Here is a 20,266-nt window from a genome sequence, read left to right on the forward strand (position 1 = left end):
GGAAGCGCGGGCCTTTGACAGTTGATCAGAGTGTGAAATCAAAGCGGATCGGACTTGAGGCCGTCCGGTGTCGCTTCCGAGGTAGGGAAAGTTTGGGATTCTTTGGGTAGTGCCGGGCGTGAGCTTAGCACCAGAGCACAGCCACTGATGATGACAGCAGCGCCGACAAACTGGATCAAGGAAAGCTGTTCTTTGAGGAACACCGCACCGACGAGAACCGCGATGACAGTCACGACGAATTCAACGCTGATGGCTTTGGTCGGGCCGACATTTCCAACCAGTTTGAAGTAAAGCACATAGGTAAGCGCACTCATCACACATGCCGAGATCAGCAGATATACAAAATCAATCATCCCCGGCATGGCTGGCACAGGAACGGCCAAGATCAGTGGCAAACTTAATATGCCGCCAAACACGAATGCGCCGATGGTGGTTTCCCATGAGCCGGTGGTAGAAAGACGACGGCTTGCATAGTTGCTGCCGAATGCTGCCGAGAAGCAGGAGAAAAGCACAGCAATACAGCCCATGATAAATTCAGGCGTAACCGCAACAGCCGGGAAGCCGACCAGAAGCACAATGCCGGTTACGCCGAGGAGCAGGCCGATGAGGCCGCGCGCCGTGATGCGTTCGAGACCCCAGAGCTGGCTGATAACCATCGAGAAAAGCGGAATGGATGCGACGCAGATCGCGGCCATAGCGGTGCCAATCAGCGGCGTTCCGTAGGAAAGGCCAATAAGCTGGCCCGCAACGGTGGTTGCACCAACCACGGCGAAGGGTTTCCAGCCCGCCTGAAAATCAAGATTGCGTCCGGAGAGTTTCGCGATTGCAAAAAGTGTTCCGGCGGCAATGAAAGAGCGGAAGGCAACCGCACCGGCCCAGCCAAAGGCTTCGACCACGCGCAGCACCACAAGGAACGAAAGTCCCCATGCTACGGCAAGGAAAATATAGGTCGCGACGTCTCTGGGTTTCATGCCAGCGGGCTTTCAAGAAGTATTGCGAATTATCGAATACCGGATTGTTAAGGAACACCGTTGCAGCTTTATAAGAGTGAAGCTGGATCAGGTCGTTTTTGCGGCGGCGTTCGACGCCGCTTCTGCGATATTGGCAAAGAAGCGGTCTGCGATTTTTCGTGCGACTGAGCCGAGCAATTTCGTGCCGATCTGTGCCACCTTGCCACCGGCATCGCCACGTATGGCGTAGGATAAAATCGTGTCGGTACCGTCTTCGTCCAGACGCACATCGGTCGCACCGTGAGCAAACCCTGCTATGGAGCCTTCCCCGTGGCCGGAAATCGTATAGGAGACAGGCGGTTTCATATTCGACAATTCCAGAATGCCGTGAAAGCGGACTTTCAGGATTCCGAAACTCACTTTGAGGGCGGCACGTATCTCTGTTTCCGAAATGCGCTCGATATCTTCGCAACCGGGAATGCAGGATTTCAGCGTTTCAATGTCGTTCAACGCATCCCAGACTGCTTGGCGTGGTGCCGCAATCCGCTCTTCTCCGGTCAGGTCCATGCTTCACTCCGAGGTGGATCACCCTAAATTGATCAATATGGTGTATATGACACTCTGTCCAAATTGGAAGTTCGGTAATTTATTTGCCGCAAATCCTCTCTAAAACGCTTAATGTCCGCAATTAAATCGATTTGATTCGGGAGTAGCATCATGGCAAGAGACGCGACGAAGCTTGAAGCAACGGTCGCAAAGCTTAAAAAGCACTGGGCAGATTCGGCCCCGCACGATATGCGCGCGGCGTTCAAATCAGACCCGGGCCGGTTCGAGCGGTATTCGCTATCCCTGGATGACCTTCTGTTCGACTGGTCAAAATGCCGGGTCAATGACGAGACGATCGGGCTCCTCAAGGAACTCGCTATTGCTGCCGATGTCGAAGGTCGTCGTGCGGCGATGTTTGCGGGTGAGCACATCAACAACACGGAGGACCGTGCCGTTCTCCATGTCGCGCTGCGCGACACGTCCTCGAAGGAAGTGCTTGTTGACGGACACAATGTGCTGCCGGATGTAAAGGAAGTGCTCGACCGTATGGCGGCATTTGCGGATGGCATTCGGTCGGGCGCGATCAAGGGAGCGACCGGAAAGAAGATCACCGATATCGTCAATATTGGCATTGGCGGGTCCGACCTCGGACCGGTCATGGCAACTCTGGCTCTTTCCCCATATCATGATGGCCCGCGTGCGCATTTCGTCTCCAATATCGACGGCGCTCATATTGCGGATACGCTTGGCATTCTCGATCCTGCGACGACGCTTGTCATCATCGCTTCCAAGACGTTCACGACCATCGAAACAATGACCAACGCGCAGACCGCGCGTAAATGGGTAGCAGATGCACTTGGAGAAGCGGCTGTGGGCGCCCATTTCGCGGCTGTCTCAACCGCATTGGACAAGGTTGCTGCCTTCGGCATTGCTGAAGACCGGGTCTTTGGTTTCTGGGACTGGGTCGGTGGACGTTATTCCGTATGGTCGGCCATCGGCCTGCCTGTGATGATTGCGATTGGACCGGAGGATTTCCGCAAGTTTCTGGCAGGTGCGCATTCAATGGATGTGCATTTCCGAGATGCGCCGCTGGAAAAGAACTTAGCCGTCTGGCTGGGTCTCATCGGTTACTGGCATCGTGCGATCTGTGGTTATGGCAGCCGTGCGATCATTCCATACGACCAGCGTCTCGCCCGTCTTCCAGCCTATCTGCAGCAGCTGGACATGGAGTCGAATGGCAAGAGCGTCACGGTCGATGGCAAGCCGGTTTCCGGTCCGACAGGCCCGGTTGTTTGGGGTGAACCTGGCACGAACGGCCAGCACGCTTTCTTCCAGCTTCTGCATCAGGGCACCGACACCATTCCGCTCGAGTTCATCGTTGCAGCAAAGGGCCATGAAAAGCACCTCGACCATCAACATGAAATGTTGCTGGCGAATTGCCTTGCACAGTCCGAGGCCTTGATGAAGGGGCGTACCCTTGATGAAGCGCGAGCGCAGTTGAAGGCGAAGAACCTGCCGGAGAGCGAAGTTGAACGCATTGCTCCGCATCGCGTTTTCTCAGGCAATCGCCCGTCGTTGACGCTGGTTCATGACAAGCTTGATCCGTTTGCTCTCGGACGTCTGGTAGCGCTGTATGAACACCGCGTGTTCGTCGAAGCACAGATTTTCGGCATCAATGCTTTCGATCAATGGGGCGTGGAGCTTGGCAAGGAACTTGCCACCGAACTTCTGCCGGTGGTTTCGGGTGAGGAGAGCAGCGACGGTCGCGACGCTTCCACACAAGGGCTTGTCGCGCATCTGCATGCGCGAAGGAAAGCTTGACGGCATTCTCTGCACAGCTAGAAATAAAGGAGAGCCGGGTTTGTAACCCGGCTCTCTTCATGAGAAATAAATGGGAAATGAAATGAAAACCGAGATCGTAAAATTTGCCGGCGATGTACCGGGAAATGCCATCGAGTTGCGCGTGCTGCGCTTTGCAGGCAAGGACAGCGATGCGCCTTCCGCCTATTTGCAATCTTCGCTTCACGGTGCCGAACTTCCGGGGCAGGCGGCTCTTCATTTCCTGGTTCCGATGTTGAAGAAAGCGACTGAGGAAGGGCGCATTCTTGGCAATATCACCATTGTTCCGCAAGCCAACCCGATCGGCTCCAATCAGTGGCTGGCACATCAGCATCTCGGTCGTTTCGAGACGTTTTCGCTGACCAATTTCAATCGCGCTTTCCCGCTACTGCCGGATTTTGACACCTCTGAACTGCCGGAGCCGGATGCGCCGATCTCACTGGCTCAGCGCCTGAAGGCGACGCTTTTGAAGCTGGCCCTGCCGAACGACATCGTGCTCGACCTGCATTGCGACGACGAGAGCGAAAATTACGTCTACATCGCGGAAGAATTTGCCGAGGACATGAAGGATCTGGCCATCGCGCTCAATTCGACGGCAATCCTCGCATGGGACACGACAGCCGACGCAGCTTTTGAAGAAGCCTGCGCCCATCCTGTCCTGCAATTGCCGGCGGACAAGCGCAACATGAAGCGCCGGGCTGTTACAACGGTTGAATTCCGTGGCTTGAGCGATGTTTATGCCGATATGGGCAAAGGCGATGCCGAAGGTCTGTACAAATTCCTCGTGCATCGGGGCGTTGTTCGCGACGACAATGTGAAGCTAGAGACGGAATATAAGGGTCTTGTCACGCCGCTCTCACATGTTGAGATGTTGCGCGCGCCGGAAGGCGGTATGGTGCTCTTTCATGTAGCGCCGGGCGATGAAGTAAAGGCGGGAACGAAGCTGGTTACAGTGGTTACGAAGCCGGGTGAACCGGAGGGCGACATCACGCTGACAGCACCGCAGGACGGGCGCATCCTGACCCGTCGTTCGCTGCGTTATGTGCGTCGTGGGGATGATCTTCTCAAGCTGCTTGGAGCACAGCCTTCAACCGTCAAGAAGCGTGCCGGTGCGCTGGAAGCATGAGCGACAAGCTTTCCGCAGAGCGTATGAAATCAATCCGTGCCGTCCTGTTCGACAAGGACGGCACCCTGATCGATTTCGACCGCACCTGGTTTTCAATCTCGTGGCAACTGGCGCAGCGTGCAGCAAAAGGCGACGAGGTGCGGGCTCGCGCGTTGCTCGATGCGGGAGGTTATGACTGGCTGACCGAGCGTTTCCGGGCCAATTCGGTCATCGCTGCCGGTACAGTCGAAGATATCGTTTCGCTTTGGCATCCAGACGTCGCATCAGAGCAGGTGCGCAAACTGGTCGAAGAATATGACGCTTACTGCGTCACCGAAGGTGCGCGTTCGGCGGTTGCGATCGAAGCCGTTCGCGAAACGCTGGAAACGCTGCGGGAGATGGGGCTTCGCCTTGGTATCGCCACCAACGATTCCGAGGCTGGTGCCCACGCTACCGCCAAAGCTCTGGGTATCCACGGGCTCTTCGAAGTCGTGATTGGCTACAACACGGCGGCGCGCCCAAAACCTTATCCCGACCCGCTGCTCTATTTTGCAGAAAAGCTGGGATTGGCACCCCACGAGATCGCCATGGTCGGCGACAATCTGCATGATTTGGAAACAGCCCATGCTGCCGGGGCAGGGCTTGCGGTCGGTGTTCTATCGGGCAACTCTCCTCGTGAGGCGCTGGAGCCTCATGCCGATGTGGTGCTGGATAGCGTTGCTGGATTGCCTGAATTATTGAAGTGATGAGTGCTGGCTTCCATTCAATTCGTTGAATGGAAGCATCATGACAATTCATCTTCAATGCTCTTGCGGTGTGATCGGTGTGGAGTAGCATGACGGAACGTTCAACGTTCCCGAGCTATGTCCATGATCCTGATCGGCCAGTATGATTCCCCTTTTGTGCGGCGTGTCGCTATCGCCATGCGGCTTTACGGCCTGCCATTCGAGCATGAACCGTGGTCGACATTCGGTGACCGTGACAGGATTGCGGAGTTCAATCCGCTGAGCCGCGTGCCGACGCTTGTCCTCGACGATGGCGACGTCGTGATCGAAAGCGCGGCTATACTCGATTATCTCGATGAGATCGCAGTCGGCAAGCCTCCGTTGGTGGCGCAAAAAGGTATCGAGCGCCGTCAGGCTTTGAAGATATGCGCGCTTTCTACCGGTCTTGCCGATAAGGCCGTGAGCCTTCTCTATGAAGGTTTGCTGCGAAGCGAAAAATCAAGCGTTTGGGTGGAACGCTGCGAGACACAGATCGCGCGGGTGCTGGATGTTCTGGAAAGTGATCTTGCGGAACGGAAATCATCATACTGGTTTGGAGATGATATCGGACATGCCGATATCGCGGCGGCTTGTGCGCTTCGCTTTCTGCGCGAGGCGCATCCAAGCCTCTTTAATGAGCAGAAATATCCGGCATTGGCTGGTCTGGCAGCTCGATGCGAAGCGCTGACACCTTTCCAGAAGATCGTTCAGCCTCTGGTGCCGCCCTCTGCATGATTCAGTCTGAAACAAATACGGCCGGACGAAATGTCCGGCCGTATTTGTTTGTAAACTTCAACGTTCTCAGTCGCGAAGTTCGCGACGCAAAATCTTGCCGACATTGCTCTTTGGCAGGCTTTCGCGGAACTCGACTTCGCGCGGACGCTTGTAGTTGGTGAGACGTTCGGCACAATAGGCTTTGACTTCGTCTTCGGTCAGGTTGAGGTCGCTACGGACAACGAACAATTTGACGACTTCGCCCGAATGTTCGTTCGGTATGCCAACGGCTGCCGTTTCCACGATGCCGGGATGACCGGCGGCAACTTCTTCAATTTCGTTTGGATAGACATTGAAGCCGGAAACCAGGATCATGTCCTTCTTGCGGTCGACGATCTTGGTGTAACCGCGTTCGTCCATGAAACCCATGTCGCCCGTGCGGAAGAAACCATCCGGCATGATCGCGCGTTTGGTTTCATCGGGACGTTCCCAATAACCCGACATCACCTGTGGTCCGCGCACGCAGATTTCCCCGACCTCTCCGAGTGCCAGGTCATTTCCGTCATCGTCACGGATTGCCACATCAGTCGATGGCATGGGCAGGCCGATAGTGCCGGAGAACTCGGTCGCATCAAGCGCGTTGGCGCATGCGACGGGCGAGGTCTCCGAAAGGCCATACCCTTCAGTGACGTGGCAACCAGTCATTTTCTGCCAGCGTTCGGCAACAGGACGTTGCACAGCCATTCCGCCGCCGAGAGTGAGAATAAGAGGTTTGAAATCCAGCGTCTGGAAATCAGGGTTGTTCATGAGGCCGTTGAACAAGGTGTTGAGGCCCGGGAAGATATGGAACGGGTATTTCTTCAGCTCTTTGACAAAGCCGGAAATATCGCGTGGATTGGGAATGAGGATATTTCGTGCACCAAGCTTGATGCCGATCATCGCATTCACGGTGAGCGCGAAAATATGGTAAAGCGGCAGGGCGCATACGAAATTCAGGGCCTTGGGCTTGCCTTTGTTGCGGAAAGCAACCTCCATCCAGACATGCATCTGCTCCACATTCGCAAGAATATTGCTATGGGTGAGCATGGCGCCTTTCGAGACGCCCGTCGTACCGCCTGTATATTGCAGGAAAGCAAGGTCAGAACCTTGAACCGGAATGGGGTTGAAGGATTGGGCACGGCCTTGAGCCAATGCATCCTTGAAACGGATATGCCCCGGGATGTTCCACACAGGGACCATTTTCTTCACGCGGCGCACGACGAAATTGATGATGTGGCCCTTGAAGCCATGCATGTCGCCCATTGAAGCGACAATGATATTGGGAACATTGACGGAGTTAAGGGTCTTCTCCACCGTCGATGCGAAGTTCTCCAGAACAATCAATGCTTTGGCGCCGGAGTCGTTCAGCTGGTGTTCCAGCTCGCGCGGCGTATAAAGCGGATTGACGTTCACCACCACGAAACCGGCGCGGAGAATAGCCGTAAACGCAATTGGATAATGCAGGATGTTTGGCATCATCACTGCGACGCGATCACCTTTGACGAGGCCACGCGATTGGAGAAATGCTGCGAGGGCGCGAGAGTATTCGTCCAGCTTCTTGAAAGAGAGATCCTTACCCATGCAGGTAAAGGCGGGATTGTCGGGGAACTGCCGACAGGACGCCAGAATCATATCGCCAATAGACGAGGTATTGCTCAGATCGATTTCGTGCGGAACGCCGACCGGATACGATTTGAGCCAGATTTTTTCCTGCTTCAACGCGCCTTTCTTGGCTGTATCTGCTGCGACGGATTCAACTACGGATGCACTTTGCCCAGTCGTTTTTTTCGCCATGTCTTCTCCCCGGATTGCTCCGTCCTAAGTTGGGCAGCCTGTGCGCCCGCCGTCTCCCAAGCTGCCCGCCCGGACAGCCTCCTCACCATAAATGTGGTCGAGTTTTACTCTCTTCGCAAGAGTTACATTGACGTAAGCGTAAATTATAAAGGAGTCGAGCGTCTTCCCCAATTTTTAAGTTCAGCAATCACAATAGGTTGAAAGAAACCACGGGAGAAAATAGCAGGTCCAATGGGTGGGGCATATCGCAATTATGTGTAATCTTGCGTCTGATGAGCTTCGAATTCCTGATTTCGCAGAGATCGAATGAGTATCGAGATTGCCTTGCCGCCATAGGTGACGAGATCGTAGTTTCGGTCGCCGCGCAACCATTCATTGAGGAGCCCGCTCAACATGGAAAGCAGGATCAGTGCTGCCGTATCAGCAGTCCATTCCTTTGAAAGCTCCCCGCGTCTTGCCGCCACGTCGAGCAATCCTGCGAGCAATGAGAGGACATTAGATCGCGCTTCCCTGAGTCTGTCTTCCAGTGGGGCCATCTCGCCGACGAATTCGCATCGCTGGTTGATGATAATGAAAATGTTCTGCTGGCGTACATCGTTCGAAAAAAGATGCAGCGCCTGGATAATCGATTGTTCCAGAACATGCATTGGATTGGGGTGATTAACGGCCGCTGCCTGCAACATGATTTCTTCTTGCGGGAAGCGGACATTACCTATGATTGTGCGCGCGATTTCAAGCTTGTCGTGGAAGTGGAAATAAATCGCACCACGCGTTACTCCGGCATGACATGCGATTTCCATCAGTGTAGATTGGTTGACACCACGTTCGAGGAAAACCTGCTCGGCGGCCACCAGAATGGCTTCCCGGGTCTCGGCTGCCTCGGCTTTCGTTCTTCGCATGACTTCTCTCAGGTAGATGCAGGCTAGTGGCCCAGTTTGCCACTGAATCTGGATAACTCATTCGTGATCTGTAATATTAGGTGATTGACTATAACACGGTAGTCCGTATTTACAAACACTCGTGTATGTTAAATTGGCAGCACCGCGCGACAGCAAGGGCACTCCCATCATGACTTTGAACCGTTCCATTCGGCTTTTTGCGGCAGGGGCCGCATTTCTTGTCTTTGCGGGGCAACCCGTTCTGGCGCAGGCACCCGGGGGGGCTACACCGCCTCCGCCACAGGTATCCGTTACGGTGGTCAAGCCGCATGATGTACCTGTTACCTATGAATATGCGGCGCGTATCAGCGCCTATCGCGATGTTCAGGTCCGAGCGCGCGTGGGCGGAATATTGCTTCACCGCAATTTCATCGAAGGTACGGAAGTCAAAGCGGGCGACGTGTTGTTCGAAATAGACCCTGCACCGTATGAGGCCGAGCTTGAAAAGGCTCAGGCTCAGGTAGCGCAGGCCGAAGCGCAGTATCAGCAATCCATTCGGGATGCCGAGCGCGCAGAACAACTCGTCCAGCAGAAGGTGCAGAGCACGGCAGTTCGTGATTCCGCTTTTGCGACGCGCGACCTGAACAAGGCGGCGGTTGCTGCAGCCAAGGCACAGCTTCGCACCGCAGAACTCAATCTGAGCTATACCAAGGTCACCGCGCCCATCAGCGGCATTACCAGTCAGGAACAGGTCAATGAGGGCAGCCTCATCGGTACTGATGCATCCTCCAGTCTTCTGACTTCGATTACCCAGCTCGATCCGGTGTACGTGAATTTCTCCTTCACCGATACGGAAGCTGCCGAAATCGACCGTTTGCGCGCAGAACGCGGTGCAACGGGTGAAGATGCCGATCGCCTCAAGATCAAGGTCCTGTTTGGTGACGGACAGGCTTATGATCATGAAGGTACGATCGACTTCACCTCATCGTCGCTCGATACGGAAACAGGCACTCTTGGCGCCCGTGCAGTCGTTGAGAACCCTAATCGCCGCCTGATCCCTGGTCAGTTCGTCCGTGCGGTGATCCTCGGTATTCAGGTCAAGGATGCAATCACGATCCCGAAGGCCGCATTGCTCCAGGGTCCGCAAACGCAGTTTGTGTACGTGGTCAACAAGGACAATGTTGTCGAAGTGCGACCGATCACGGTGTCGCGTGAACTGAGTGACGCGTGGCTTGTTTCCGAAGGTCTCAATGCAGGCGAACGGGTTATAAGCGAAGGTCTCGTCAAGGCAGCCCCGGGTAAGCCCGTGAATCCGGTCGACGCAGCTACTGAAGCAAGCAATCAGACATCGCCTGACAAGGCGGGTGCTGAAGCTGGCAAAGAACAGGCGGCAGACAAGCAATGAATAGATTTTTCGTCGACCGCCCCGTTTTCGCGGCGGTCATTTCCATTGTGCTCGTGCTGGCTGGCCTGATCTGCATCCGGATCCTGCCGATTGCGCAGTACCCCGAACTGACGCCGCCACAGGTGGTCGTCAGTGCAACCTATCCCGGCGCAAGTGCCGAAACGGTGGCGCAGACTGTTGCTGCGCCATTGGAACAGCAGATCAATGGCGTCGAGAACATGCTCTATATGCAGTCCTCGAGCCTTGGTAGCGGTACGATGCAGTTGACCGTGACCTTCGCTCTGGGCACCGACCCCGATCAGGCCACCATCAACGTCAACAACCGCGTACAGCGTGCAACCTCGTCGCTTCCGCAGGAAGTTCAGCGTCTCGGCGTCACGGTGGACAAGCGTTCCACCACGATTCTGGGCATGGTCGCCATGTTCTCCGACAGCGATCGTTATGACCGCACCTACGTCGGTAACTACGCGCTGCTGAACGTGGTCGACGATCTCAAGCGTCTGTCGGGCGTGGGCGACGTGCAGCTGCTCGGCAATATTGACTATTCGATGCGTATCTGGCTGCGTCCAGACAAGCTGGCGCAGTATAATCTGACCCCTAGCGATGTCTCGACGGCTATCCAGGAACAGAACGCACAGTTCGCAGCCGGTCGTTTCGGCGATCAGCCCGATCCGCAGGCCGGGCCGTTCACCTATACGGCGACCACGCAGGGGCGTCTGCCGGATGCCGCTGCATTCGAGAACATTATCCTTCGTTCCAGCTCTAACGCCGCAACGCTGCGTCTGAAGGACGTTGCGCGCGTCGAGCTAGGCACGGAAAGTTATCTCGTCGACAGTAATCTTAATGGTACGTCTGCAGTTCCGATTGCAATCTATCTGCAGCCGGGCGCGAATGCGCTCAACACGATGGAACTCATTCAGAACCGTATGAACGAGTTGAAGGCGAGCTTCCCGGCGGGTATCGATTACTCGATCCCGTTCGATACGACGAAGTTCATCAAGGTCTCCATCGAGGAAGTGATACACACCTTCATCGAGGCGATCATTCTCGTCGTGCTGGTGGTGTTCATCTTCCTGCAGAACTGGCGCGCGACGCTCATTCCAATCATCGCAGTGCCGATCTCGATCATTGGCACTTTTGCGGGCATGTATGTGCTCGGCTTCTCCATCAACCTCCTGACGCTGTTCGGTCTGGTGCTGGCAATCGGTATCGTGGTCGACGACGCTATCGTGGTTCTGGAAAACGTCGAACGTATCATGACGACCGATAAGCTGTCGCCGCGCAAGGCCGCCATCAAGGCCATGGGTGAAGTGACGGGGCCGGTTGTTGCGATTGTTCTCGTGCTTTGCGCCGTGTTCATTCCGGTTGCCTTCATGGGCGGTCTTGTCGGTGAAATGTACAAGCAGTTCGCCGTCACTATCGCGATTTCGGTGACGTTGTCTGGTCTTGTGGCATTGACACTGACACCGGCGCTCTGCGCGTTGATCCTCAAGCCGGGTCATCACGAGCCGATGCTGCCGTTCCGCATCTTCAACCGCTTCTTCGAGCGGGTGACGGACGGTTACTCTCGTGGCGTTCGCTTCTTTTTGAAGCGCGCTGCAATCGGTCTGATCATTTTTGCAGGCCTTCTTGGTGCTACATACTATCTTTTTGAACGGGTTCCGGGATCGCTGTTACCTGACGAAGATCAGGGCTACCTGTTCAGCGTTGCTGTCCTGCCTCCTGCGGCCTCGTTGGAGCGCACAACGGCGGTTCTTGATCAGGCGAGCGCGAATATCCGGAAAAGCCCGGCTGTGGAAAGCGTCTTCGCGGTATCCGGCTTCGATCTTCTGTCGGGCGGTCTGAAAACCAGTGCGGGCACGATGTTCATCATGCTCAAGGACTGGAAGGAACGCACGACACCTGAAACCGATGCCCGCAATCTTCCCGGTGCCATCATGGCCATGAATTCGGGCATCAAGGACGGGCTTGTGCTGGCATTCAACCCGCCTCCGATCATGGGCCTCAGCACGACCGGTGGCTTTGAACTCTATGTTCAGGATCGTACCGGCGGTGGTGTCGAATCGCTGACGCGTGCAACCAAACTCATCACCGAGGCTGCGGCCAAGCGACCGGAACTGCAGGGCGTGCGCACGACGTTCGATCCGAATGTTCCGCAATATGACATTCAGCTTGATCGCGAAAAGGCGAAGGCTATGGGTGTGCCGATCAACTCTGTATTCACTGCAATGCAGGCAACGTTCGGTAGTCTCTATGTCAACGACTTTACGCTGTTTGGCCGCAACTATCAGGTCAACCTGCAGTCGGAGGCTGAGTTCCGTCGTGATCCAAGCGATCTCAAGCATGTCTTCGTGCGGGCCAATTCCGGCAGCATGATTCCGCTTGATGCTCTTGTGACTGTCAAACGTATTGTTGGCCCGGATCAGCTTGAACGCTTCAACGCCTTCAATGCAGCGAAGATCACCGGTAATCCGGCACCAGGTTTCACCTCTGGCGATTCCATCAAGGCAATGCAGGAAGTGGCTGCGGAGGTTCTTCCGCAGGGCTACCAGATTGCATGGACGGGCTCGGCCTATCAGGAAGTAACCACAAGCGGCACAGGCACGCAGGCGATGATCTTCGGTCTCGTCATGGTGTTCCTGATCCTTGCGGCGCAATACGAGCGCTGGAGCCTGCCGCTCGCCGTCATTACCGCAGTGCCGTTTGCTATCTTCGGTGCGCTGCTGGCGACCGATCTGCGCGGGTTGACCAATGACGTGTATTTCCAGATTGGTCTGGTGACACTCATAGGTCTGGCGGCGAAGAACGCGATTCTGATCGTGGAATTCGCGGTACTCGAGCGAGAGACAGGCAAGTCCGCGATAGAGGCGGCAGCGTCGGCGGCCCGCTTGCGCTTCCGCCCGATTGTGATGACCTCGCTGGCCTTCATTCTCGGTGTTGTGCCGCTTGCGATCAGTACGGGTGCCGGTTCGGCAAGCCGTCACTCGATCGGTACGGGCGTTATCGGCGGTATGTTGGCTGCAACGTTCATCGCAACGTTCTTCATTCCGATGTTCTATAGTCTGATAGCGCGCAAGCCGCCGAAGCGGCCAGAGGATGAAGATGTGAATGAAACGACTGGCCCGAATGGGCAGACAGATATCTAGCCCGTTTCGAACTTCAAACAAAAGCCCCGCCGATAGGCGGGGCTTTTTTACATCAGTTAATGCTCATGCTTATCAGGCTGTACTCGCATTTCGTTGCGACATATCCCTCGAACCAAAGGGTGCGCATGTTCTAAAACAGCGATGCGATACTCTGAACGATTGCCCAGCCCAGAAAAGTTGCTGGTACGCTGAGCGCTGCTAGCATGATGCCGAGAAACACATAGGCGGCCTCATTGGGCGAGCGCTTTGTTTGTTCCGGAGTCTTGTGCCATTGGGCAGGAACGCCATCGAACATTGTATAAATCCTCCTTCTCCCTCAACTTGATTATTGATGAGAGGGTGATTTGTTCAAGTCAAAATAAATGCATGTATTTATTGATCTTATTCTGCTATAAGCGGCGCAATTCGCGGTGCAAATTGTATAGTTATCACGCTTCGGACGCGATTTTGTTGAGCTATATATTTGATATGAAATATTTTTACTTTTTTACTGTAAGTATCGTTATATCGGAAATTTCAAGAATATCTGAAAATTCGTTTAGTGACGGCCCTTCTCTGCGTCAAAATGGCACGCAAAGGGCATCTCAGTTTTATCGATTCCATCCGTCTTGAGTTAGGCTCAATAAAAGCTGTTGGGGAAATAGCGCAGATAAAGCTCCGTTAGCGTGCCTTTCTGCTGCAAGGCCTGAAGAGCATTGTTGAAGGCACTGGCAAGGGGAGCGTTCTTCTGTGCGACCGCAATGCTGAGACCGGAGCCAAGATATTGCGGTGCGAGGTAAGCGCCGGCTGTAAAGCTGCAGCAAGTATGGCCTTCAGGACTATTCAACCACATTGAAAGTGACATGCCGTCGTGGAACACAGCGCTGACCTTGCCACTCTTGAGATCAGCGAGCATGAGAGATGCATCAGGGTACGGTTTGGCGATCGCCTGAGGAAAATAGCTTTTTAACAGTTGCTCGTGGGCTGATCCTGCAACCACACCAACGCCTTTGCCTTTTGTGGCCGTAACTGCATCGTCATTAAATGTACCCGCATTGGTCGTCGCAAATCGCGCAGGCAATCGCATATAGGACCGCGAGAAAGCGAATTGATCGCGATTTTCATCGGTTGGTTTCCATCCGGCTATGATGGCTTCTGCTTGTCCGCTAAGCAGTCGCTCCTCAAGCTCATTCCACGGCACAGCTTCAATCTGACAGACGTCGTCAACACCCAATTGACGACAAAGGGCTTTGGCTAGGTCGACATTGTAGCCGGAAAGCTGTCCCTGATCGCCAAGCATGTTGAACGGGGGAAAGTCAACGGTTGTGATGAACCTCAACCGATTGAGCGCCTGCAAGGACGGTAACGGCAGGCGTTCTTTCTGGTTGATGAAAGATGGGGCCTCTGGCTGTGCGTCTGAGGCCCAGGCGCTATGGGCGCCACACGTGAATGCCAACGCGACGAGCAGTCTTGGAAGGTAGCGTTTCATGATCCGCTTTTGCCTTTTTCTCTATAATTTCGCGTTAACTGAGTTATCGAGTGACGAGCAATATTCAACGAAGGTTCAATAAAAATAAAGGTTGCAATTCCTTTTCAGTATATTACCTTCCGATTGCAAATTTTACCGAAATAAATACCTAATGAAGTAAATGGTAAAATAGTAAAGAATTGAATTATTAAAGCATAAAATAAGTAAATATAGGTATTCAGTAGTGCGGGGGTGCTATGAGTAATGGATCGATTGCGTTCGATCTGGAGATATGCAGTGCCATATCAGCCAGATTGGAACAATGTGGCGTGTCTAGAGATGCGTTGTTGGGGGCGTATAGTACGGCTACTCACCATGGAACATCTTTTTGTGTGGAATTGATTCAGCGAGGAGATGTTGCGGAATCGGCCATTTATGCAGCTATCGCTGATCTTCTGGGATTGGAATTCACAAACGAGGCTTTACCGTCGCGCATTTTCGTATCGGGGGAGGAAAAGCCATCGGCTTTCATCGATGTCGGACAGGTTATGGTGCTCGGCGCAGACGGAAGTAGTTATCTCTACATTGCTCCGTCCGAAAATCGTATCCGAAAACTTCGAGATCATATTCTTGCGACACCGCAATTGAAGAGCCGAATTCGGATCTGTACGCCGACACTTTTGAAACAGATCATGCGGCAACGACATCAGAAGGATCTGATTGCGCGGGCTCATGAAATGACGCCGCAGTCGTTTTCAGCAGCGCGCGTTCTGGATACGCCACAGGCATTTATCATTGCCATGGCAATCTATGCGTTCTTTGCCTGCGTGTTTAACTGGCCGACGATGACGCTTCTGGTGCTTCATGTGGCGTTGTCGGTATTCTTCTTCGGATGCGTGATGATCCGTTTGTTCGCGGCTGTTTCGGGACGCCGGTTGAAGTTTCTCGAAATCAGGAAATGCAATCCGCGTGACTTACCGAACTATTCAGTCCTGGTCCCGTTATATCGGGAGCAGGAAGTGATCGGTCAGCTTATTACGAGCTTGAAACGGCTGAATTGGCCCGCCAGCAAACTCGATATCAAGCTTGTTTGCGAGAAGGATGATTTCGATACAGTATCGGCAATACGCCGTGAACGGCTGCCGTTGAATTTCGAATTGGTTCTCGTGCCGTCTGGCGGACCCAAGACGAAGCCGAAGGCGCTGAATTATGCATTGCAATTTGCGCGAGGCGAGATTGTAGCGGTCTTCGATGCTGAAGACCGTCCACACCCTGACCAGCTGCTGGAAGCATGGCAGACTTTTCAGGCTGAAGGCGACAAGCTGGCCTGTGTGCAGGCACCGCTGATTATCGGGAACTTCCGCCACAACCTGCTGACACGAATGTTCGCATTTGAATATGCAGCGCTTTTCCGCGGTTTGTTGCCGTGGCTCGCTTCGCGGGGTCTTGTCATTCCTCTCGGAGGTACTTCCAATCATTTTCGGCGATCTTGTCTGGAAGAAGTTGGCGGCTGGGATGCCTACAATGTCACGGAGGATGCCGATCTCGGGGTGAGGCTCGCCCGGTTCGGTTATCACATCGGCGTCATCACGCGCGGAACGATTGAGGACGCACCCGTGAACTATGATATCTGGCGTAAACAGCGAACACGCTGGCTCAAGGGCTGGATGCAGACATGGCTCGTTCATGGACGCCAGCCGCACAACACATGGCGTGAACTTGGCTGGTTCCGTTTTTCCGTCAATCAGATCTACACGCTAGGTATAATCAGTTCAGCGCTTCTGCATCCGCTCATGTTGGCCATGTTCGCGATCTTGCTGATCAGCATGTTATTCGGGCCTTTGACAACCCATGGCGTCTGGCTGTTGGGGATTGATGTAACGAATATTCTGCTGGCCTATCTTAGCTTCTATCTTCTGGGTGCAAGAACAATGGAACCAACGGAGCTGGGAGGATATGCCTATCTGTTCTCAATCCCGGTATACTGGGTGTTGATTTCAATCTCAGCGTGGCGCGCCTTATGGCAGCTGATGCGTGTGCCTCATCTGTGGGAAAAGACACCGCACCAGCCGAGCCTGTTCTACATTTCCGCAGATGACGAGGTGAGGAATGTAGAGCCGCGTCCGATGATCGATTGATCCTCGGCTCCAATTGCCTGAAGGTCTCTTCCTTCATAGGGCAGCGTCAAAAGGATGCGCCGGATTGCAGCCAATCTGGCGCGTCGCTTGTCATTCGACCGAATGATCGTCCAGGGTGCGTAACCTGTATCGGTCCGTTCAAGCATGGTGTGTAGCGCGTCGGAGTAATCATTCCAGCGGGAGATTCCCGCCACATCCATCGGCGAGAACTTCCAGTTCTTGAGCGGACTATGGCGACGTTCATGAAAGCGCTTGAGCTGCATTTCCTGACCGATATCCAGCCAGAATTTGAAGAGATGAATACCGTCCGTAACGATCATGCGCTCGAAATCGGGTGTTTCAGTCAGGAAGGTTTCAAGCTGCGCCGGGGTACAAAAACCCATCACCCGTTCCACACCAGCCCGGTTGTACCATGATCGGTCAAACGTAACGAACTCGCCGGCAGTTGGAAAATGCGCGACATAACGCTGGAAATACCATTGACCCTGTTCGGTTTCGGTGGGCTTCGGCAAAGCAACGTTCCGCGCGGTTCTGGGGTTCATGAACTCACGGATAGTAAAGATTGTCCCGCCTTTACCAGCCGCGTCGCGGCCTTCGAAAACGCTGATAACACGGCCTCCAGTATCCTGAAGCCAGTATTGAAGTTTGACGAGTTCGATCTGAAGCCGCTCCAGCGTTTCTTCATATTCGTCCGACTTCATCTTGGATGGGTAGGGATATCCACCTGACTGCAGCGCATTATCATCGATCCATTTCGGTAGTTTCGGATCATTTATGTCAAACGAACGCGCTACACCGTCAATTTTCAGCTTGATTGGCTTGTCGGTCGGCTTCGCTTCGTCTTTTTTGTCTTTCTTTTTGTTAGCTGTCTTCGAACTGTCACCCACGGCAATTCCCTTTCGTTTATATCAAAGCATGATATGGGCTGTTTGGAAGCCGCGTAAAGGACGTTCGAGCATTTCCGGATAAAGTCTATGCCCCAACCGCAGAAGGAAGCAGCATGAGCGAGGCAGGCAACCGCACCGATCCAGAACCACAGGCGGAGAAGTCGATTTTCGAACCGCTTCTTCGGGTCAAGGGTGTCTTGATTGCCAGCATGGTTCTCGCGGTCTGCGTGCTGGCTCTTGATCTCCCCTTCTGGTTTCGAGCTGGCCTCCTGGCCGTTGTTGTACTCGGCGCTGTGTGGCTCGCAAGCGAAGTTGCGAGCAGCGAGCCAGACGAAGAGCCGGTGAAGACAGCGGCACCCAACGAAATGGCGGGAGTGTCCGGCGAGCGTCTGGCCGATCTTCTGACCGATCCGATGGTCGTCTTCGATCATAGCGGAACTGTTCTATTCAACAATTCTGCGGCTCTGGAGGCGTTCCAGTCGCTGGAAACCGGCACAGCGCTCTACTTGCGGTTTCGAGCGCCGGAAATGCATGCTCTCATTCAGGGCGTGATTGCAGACGGCGAAGCGCGTAGTATTGAATATTTTGAGCGCGTCCCGATTGATCGCTGGTTCAAGGCGATGGTCAAGGCCTTGCCGGGTAAGGATGGCAGGCCTGAACTTTTCGTCCTGCTGTTCCGCGATCAGAGCGAAACGCGTCGCATTGATCGTATGCGTTCAGACTTCATTGCGAATGCAAGTCACGAACTGCGCACGCCGCTCGCCTCGCTTCGCGGGTTCATCGAGACGTTGCAGGGACCAGCTCGAAACGACGCAGCTGCGCGCGACCGCTTTCTGGATATCATGCAGAAACAGGCCGAACGCATGTCGCGCCTGATCGACGATCTTTTGTCCTTGTCTCGTCTTGAAATGCGGGCACATCTGGCGGTCAATGAATGTGTGGACATGACATCCATCCTCAATCATGTTGCCGACACACTGACGCCCTTGGCAGCCGGTCTCGATATCAGTATCGAGCGTCAACTGCCGGATCATCCCGTTACAGTCACTGGCGCGCGTGACGAGCTTATCCAGGTATTTCAGAACCTCGTCGAAAATGCCTGCAAATACGGGCAGGCAGGCAAGCGCGTCATCGTAAAACTGGACGAAGACAATAGCGGCAGTTCTGCTGAGGTGGTGGCATCAGTTCAGGATTTTGGTCCGGGCATTGCAGCGGAGCATTTGCCGCGCCTGACGGAACGTTTCTATCGGATTGACGTCGAAACAAGCCGGGCTCAAAAGGGTACGGGCCTTGGGCTTGCCATCGTCAAACATATCCTTGCACGCCATCGCGGTCGTCTGGTTGTTCGCTCGCAATTGGGCGAAGGATCAACTTTCACGGTGCGGATGCCGAAACGTACTGTGTAGGCTTTCTAACCAAACTTGCGCAGCACCCGCCATTTCAACGGGCGCAGCTTTTTGTAAAGCAAGGTTGAACGTATCCATTCCAGTGAACGGGCAAGAATGAGTGAGGTGCGTCCCCGAAGAGTGGCGGGGCGAATATAGTCGCGCAGGGGTATTGTCCAGTCGCACAAGCCGATTTTCCACCCCTCGTCGCCAAAGCCAAGATCGAAGCAGGCGTAGCCATCTGCTTTCAGCCTGTGCAAAAGGCGTAGAATTATCACTTTGCCGGGTGAAAATTTGCTCCATGTTCCGGCCTCGAAGGTTGTGATCATCGCACAGTAATGGTCATTGCGAACGACGCTCCACATGGTGGCCAATATTGTTTCCCCAACGGCAAGTGCTGAAAGATGCAGGCCATTGTGTTGAGCTAGCTGCTCGGTTGCTTCTTCGAAGAAGCGGCGCTTTTCAGGATGCGCATCGAAGCCAGGGACCATGGTTTCTTCAAAACGGCGCTGTTTCTGGCGTAGCATGACCTGCAGAACAGATCGTCGTTCCGCTTGGGTTTGCGCTATAAAGAACCGACATCCTTCCATCTTCTGAAGCGTGCGATCACGCTTCTTGATATTGCTGATACTCTGTATGGATCGCTCTATCTCATCCATCGGGCGCATCAGAGAAATCGCATGTGTCGATGCGTTAGAAAGCTTGTTTGCCAGTTGCCACAGTGGATTTGCGAAGCCTTCCACTCGCTCCGGCATTTTGCAGAATGCAATCACATCATGCGAGGGAACCGCTGCGACAACAGCTTCGAGAACGCGTGCGGTAGTGTCAGGAGAAAGTTTCGCTGCAGCTGGAAACACGATAGGCACGTTGTAGTCGCTCACACCGTCATCGATAAATCCCAGCACACGGGATCCGTAAATACGTGTGATTGAGAGCGGCAGAAAAAGAAGCGGGGTGCCGTCGTGCTGGCGAACCTCGGTCAAACATAGCTGTGTGCCGGGTCTGCGCCCGTAAGTTGCGTCCCATGCTCTTACGAAAGATTTGGTCTGGAACACAAAAAATGCGCTGCCGGTTTTGTCATCGGCATCTGGCCAGTCGCTGGATAGCTGTTCCGCGCTGCTATAGACCCGAATGTCAAAATCTTTGGTCAGCATAAATGTCTTTCAGGATTTCCTAAATTAGGAAACCTCAATTATTTGAGTACGCCGAATCTCATTTTATAGTTGAAG

At 54.1% G+C, this 20,266-nt stretch carries 16 protein-coding genes; 8 read left to right on the forward strand and 8 right to left on the reverse strand.

Features of this window, described 5'->3' with window-relative positions; translation table 11 throughout:
* Window positions 1–38: 38 nt before the first annotated feature.
* Both OHI65_RS11120 and OHI65_RS11125 read right to left on the reverse strand, forming a co-directional pair.
* Window positions 39–971: a DMT family transporter gene (locus OHI65_RS11120; protein WP_264358857.1), complete on the reverse strand. Its 933-nt coding sequence runs from the start codon at window positions 969–971 to the stop codon at window positions 39–41.
* Between the two features lie 87 nt (window positions 972–1,058).
* Window positions 1,059–1,517 carry an SRPBCC family protein gene (locus OHI65_RS11125; protein WP_010658191.1) on the reverse strand — a complete coding sequence of 153 codons (459 nt, stop codon included), beginning with the start codon at window positions 1,515–1,517 and terminating at the stop codon, window positions 1,059–1,061.
* A 150-nt stretch (window positions 1,518–1,667) separates the two neighbouring features.
* Between OHI65_RS11125 and pgi the strand changes: the two genes are divergently transcribed.
* From pgi to OHI65_RS11145, 4 genes are all read left to right on the forward strand, one after another.
* Window positions 1,668–3,317, forward strand: coding sequence for a glucose-6-phosphate isomerase (gene pgi / locus OHI65_RS11130; RefSeq protein WP_029925762.1), 1,650 nt, complete (start codon window positions 1,668–1,670; stop codon window positions 3,315–3,317).
* An 82-nt stretch (window positions 3,318–3,399) separates the two neighbouring features.
* Complete coding sequence (locus OHI65_RS11135; protein WP_264358858.1) at window positions 3,400–4,461, forward strand: succinylglutamate desuccinylase/aspartoacylase family protein; 1,062 nt, start codon at window positions 3,400–3,402, stop codon at window positions 4,459–4,461.
* Window positions 4,458–5,186, forward strand: a complete 729-nt coding sequence (locus OHI65_RS11140) for an HAD family hydrolase (protein ID WP_010658194.1) — start codon at window positions 4,458–4,460, stop codon at window positions 5,184–5,186. The genes OHI65_RS11135 and OHI65_RS11140 overlap by 4 nt, the downstream gene beginning before the upstream one ends.
* A gap of 123 nt (window positions 5,187–5,309) precedes the next feature.
* A complete protein-coding gene (locus tag OHI65_RS11145; protein WP_264358859.1) occupies window positions 5,310–5,939 on the forward strand; it encodes a glutathione S-transferase family protein in 630 nt (209 codons plus the stop codon).
* A gap of 66 nt (window positions 5,940–6,005) precedes the next feature.
* Here OHI65_RS11145 and OHI65_RS11150 read toward each other — a convergent pair whose 3' ends face one another.
* Together OHI65_RS11150 and OHI65_RS11155 are read right to left on the reverse strand one after the other, a co-directional pair.
* A complete protein-coding gene (locus OHI65_RS11150; RefSeq protein ID WP_010658196.1) occupies window positions 6,006–7,751 on the reverse strand; it encodes a long-chain fatty acid--CoA ligase in 1,746 nt (581 codons plus the stop codon).
* Between the two features lie 251 nt (window positions 7,752–8,002).
* Complete coding sequence (locus OHI65_RS11155) at window positions 8,003–8,650, reverse strand: TetR family transcriptional regulator (RefSeq protein ID WP_010658197.1); 648 nt, start codon at window positions 8,648–8,650, stop codon at window positions 8,003–8,005.
* A gap of 169 nt (window positions 8,651–8,819) precedes the next feature.
* Here OHI65_RS11155 and OHI65_RS11160 point away from each other — a divergent pair, with 169 nt between their 5' ends.
* Together OHI65_RS11160 and bepE are read left to right on the forward strand one after the other, a co-directional pair.
* Complete coding sequence (locus OHI65_RS11160) at window positions 8,820–10,034, forward strand: efflux RND transporter periplasmic adaptor subunit (protein ID WP_010658198.1); 1,215 nt, start codon at window positions 8,820–8,822, stop codon at window positions 10,032–10,034.
* Window positions 10,031–13,180 (forward strand): multidrug efflux RND transporter permease subunit BepE, encoded by a 3,150-nt coding sequence (gene bepE, locus OHI65_RS11165; protein ID WP_010658199.1) that lies wholly within the window; start codon window positions 10,031–10,033, stop codon window positions 13,178–13,180. Before OHI65_RS11160 ends, bepE begins: the two co-directional genes overlap by 4 nt.
* A gap of 130 nt (window positions 13,181–13,310) precedes the next feature.
* Here bepE and OHI65_RS11170 read toward each other — a convergent pair whose 3' ends face one another.
* Both OHI65_RS11170 and OHI65_RS11175 read right to left on the reverse strand, forming a co-directional pair.
* Window positions 13,311–13,475, reverse strand: a complete 165-nt coding sequence (locus OHI65_RS11170; RefSeq protein ID WP_006466025.1) for a hypothetical protein — start codon at window positions 13,473–13,475, stop codon at window positions 13,311–13,313.
* A gap of 324 nt (window positions 13,476–13,799) precedes the next feature.
* Window positions 13,800–14,648, reverse strand: a complete 849-nt coding sequence (locus tag OHI65_RS11175) for a transporter substrate-binding domain-containing protein (protein ID WP_264358860.1) — start codon at window positions 14,646–14,648, stop codon at window positions 13,800–13,802.
* Window positions 14,649–14,884: 236 nt separating this feature from the next.
* Between OHI65_RS11175 and OHI65_RS11180 the strand changes: the two genes are divergently transcribed.
* Window positions 14,885–16,765: a glycosyltransferase family 2 protein gene (locus OHI65_RS11180; RefSeq protein ID WP_181834076.1), complete on the forward strand. Its 1,881-nt coding sequence runs from the start codon at window positions 14,885–14,887 to the stop codon at window positions 16,763–16,765.
* Here the strand turns inward: OHI65_RS11180 and ppk2 are convergent.
* The gene (gene ppk2 / locus OHI65_RS11185; RefSeq protein ID WP_094514776.1) at window positions 16,708–17,652 is read right to left on the reverse strand and encodes a polyphosphate kinase 2; all 945 of its coding nucleotides are present in this window, start codon (window positions 17,650–17,652) and stop codon (window positions 16,708–16,710) included. The genes OHI65_RS11180 and ppk2 overlap by 58 nt on opposite strands.
* A 113-nt stretch (window positions 17,653–17,765) precedes the next feature.
* Here ppk2 and OHI65_RS11190 point away from each other — a divergent pair, with 113 nt between their 5' ends.
* Entirely contained in the window at window positions 17,766–19,058 is a 1,293-nt protein-coding gene (locus tag OHI65_RS11190; protein WP_040129932.1) for an ATP-binding protein, read from the forward strand.
* Between the two features lie 5 nt (window positions 19,059–19,063).
* Here the strand turns inward: OHI65_RS11190 and OHI65_RS11195 are convergent, their stop codons facing one another.
* Window positions 19,064–20,191, reverse strand: coding sequence for a GNAT family N-acetyltransferase (locus tag OHI65_RS11195; RefSeq protein WP_264358861.1), 1,128 nt, complete (start codon window positions 20,189–20,191; stop codon window positions 19,064–19,066).
* Window positions 20,192–20,266: the final 75 nt, after the last annotated feature.

The sequence above is a fragment of the Brucella sp. MAB-22 genome (assembly GCF_025908475.1).
Classification (GTDB): Bacteria; Pseudomonadota; Alphaproteobacteria; order Rhizobiales; family Rhizobiaceae; genus Brucella; species Brucella anthropi.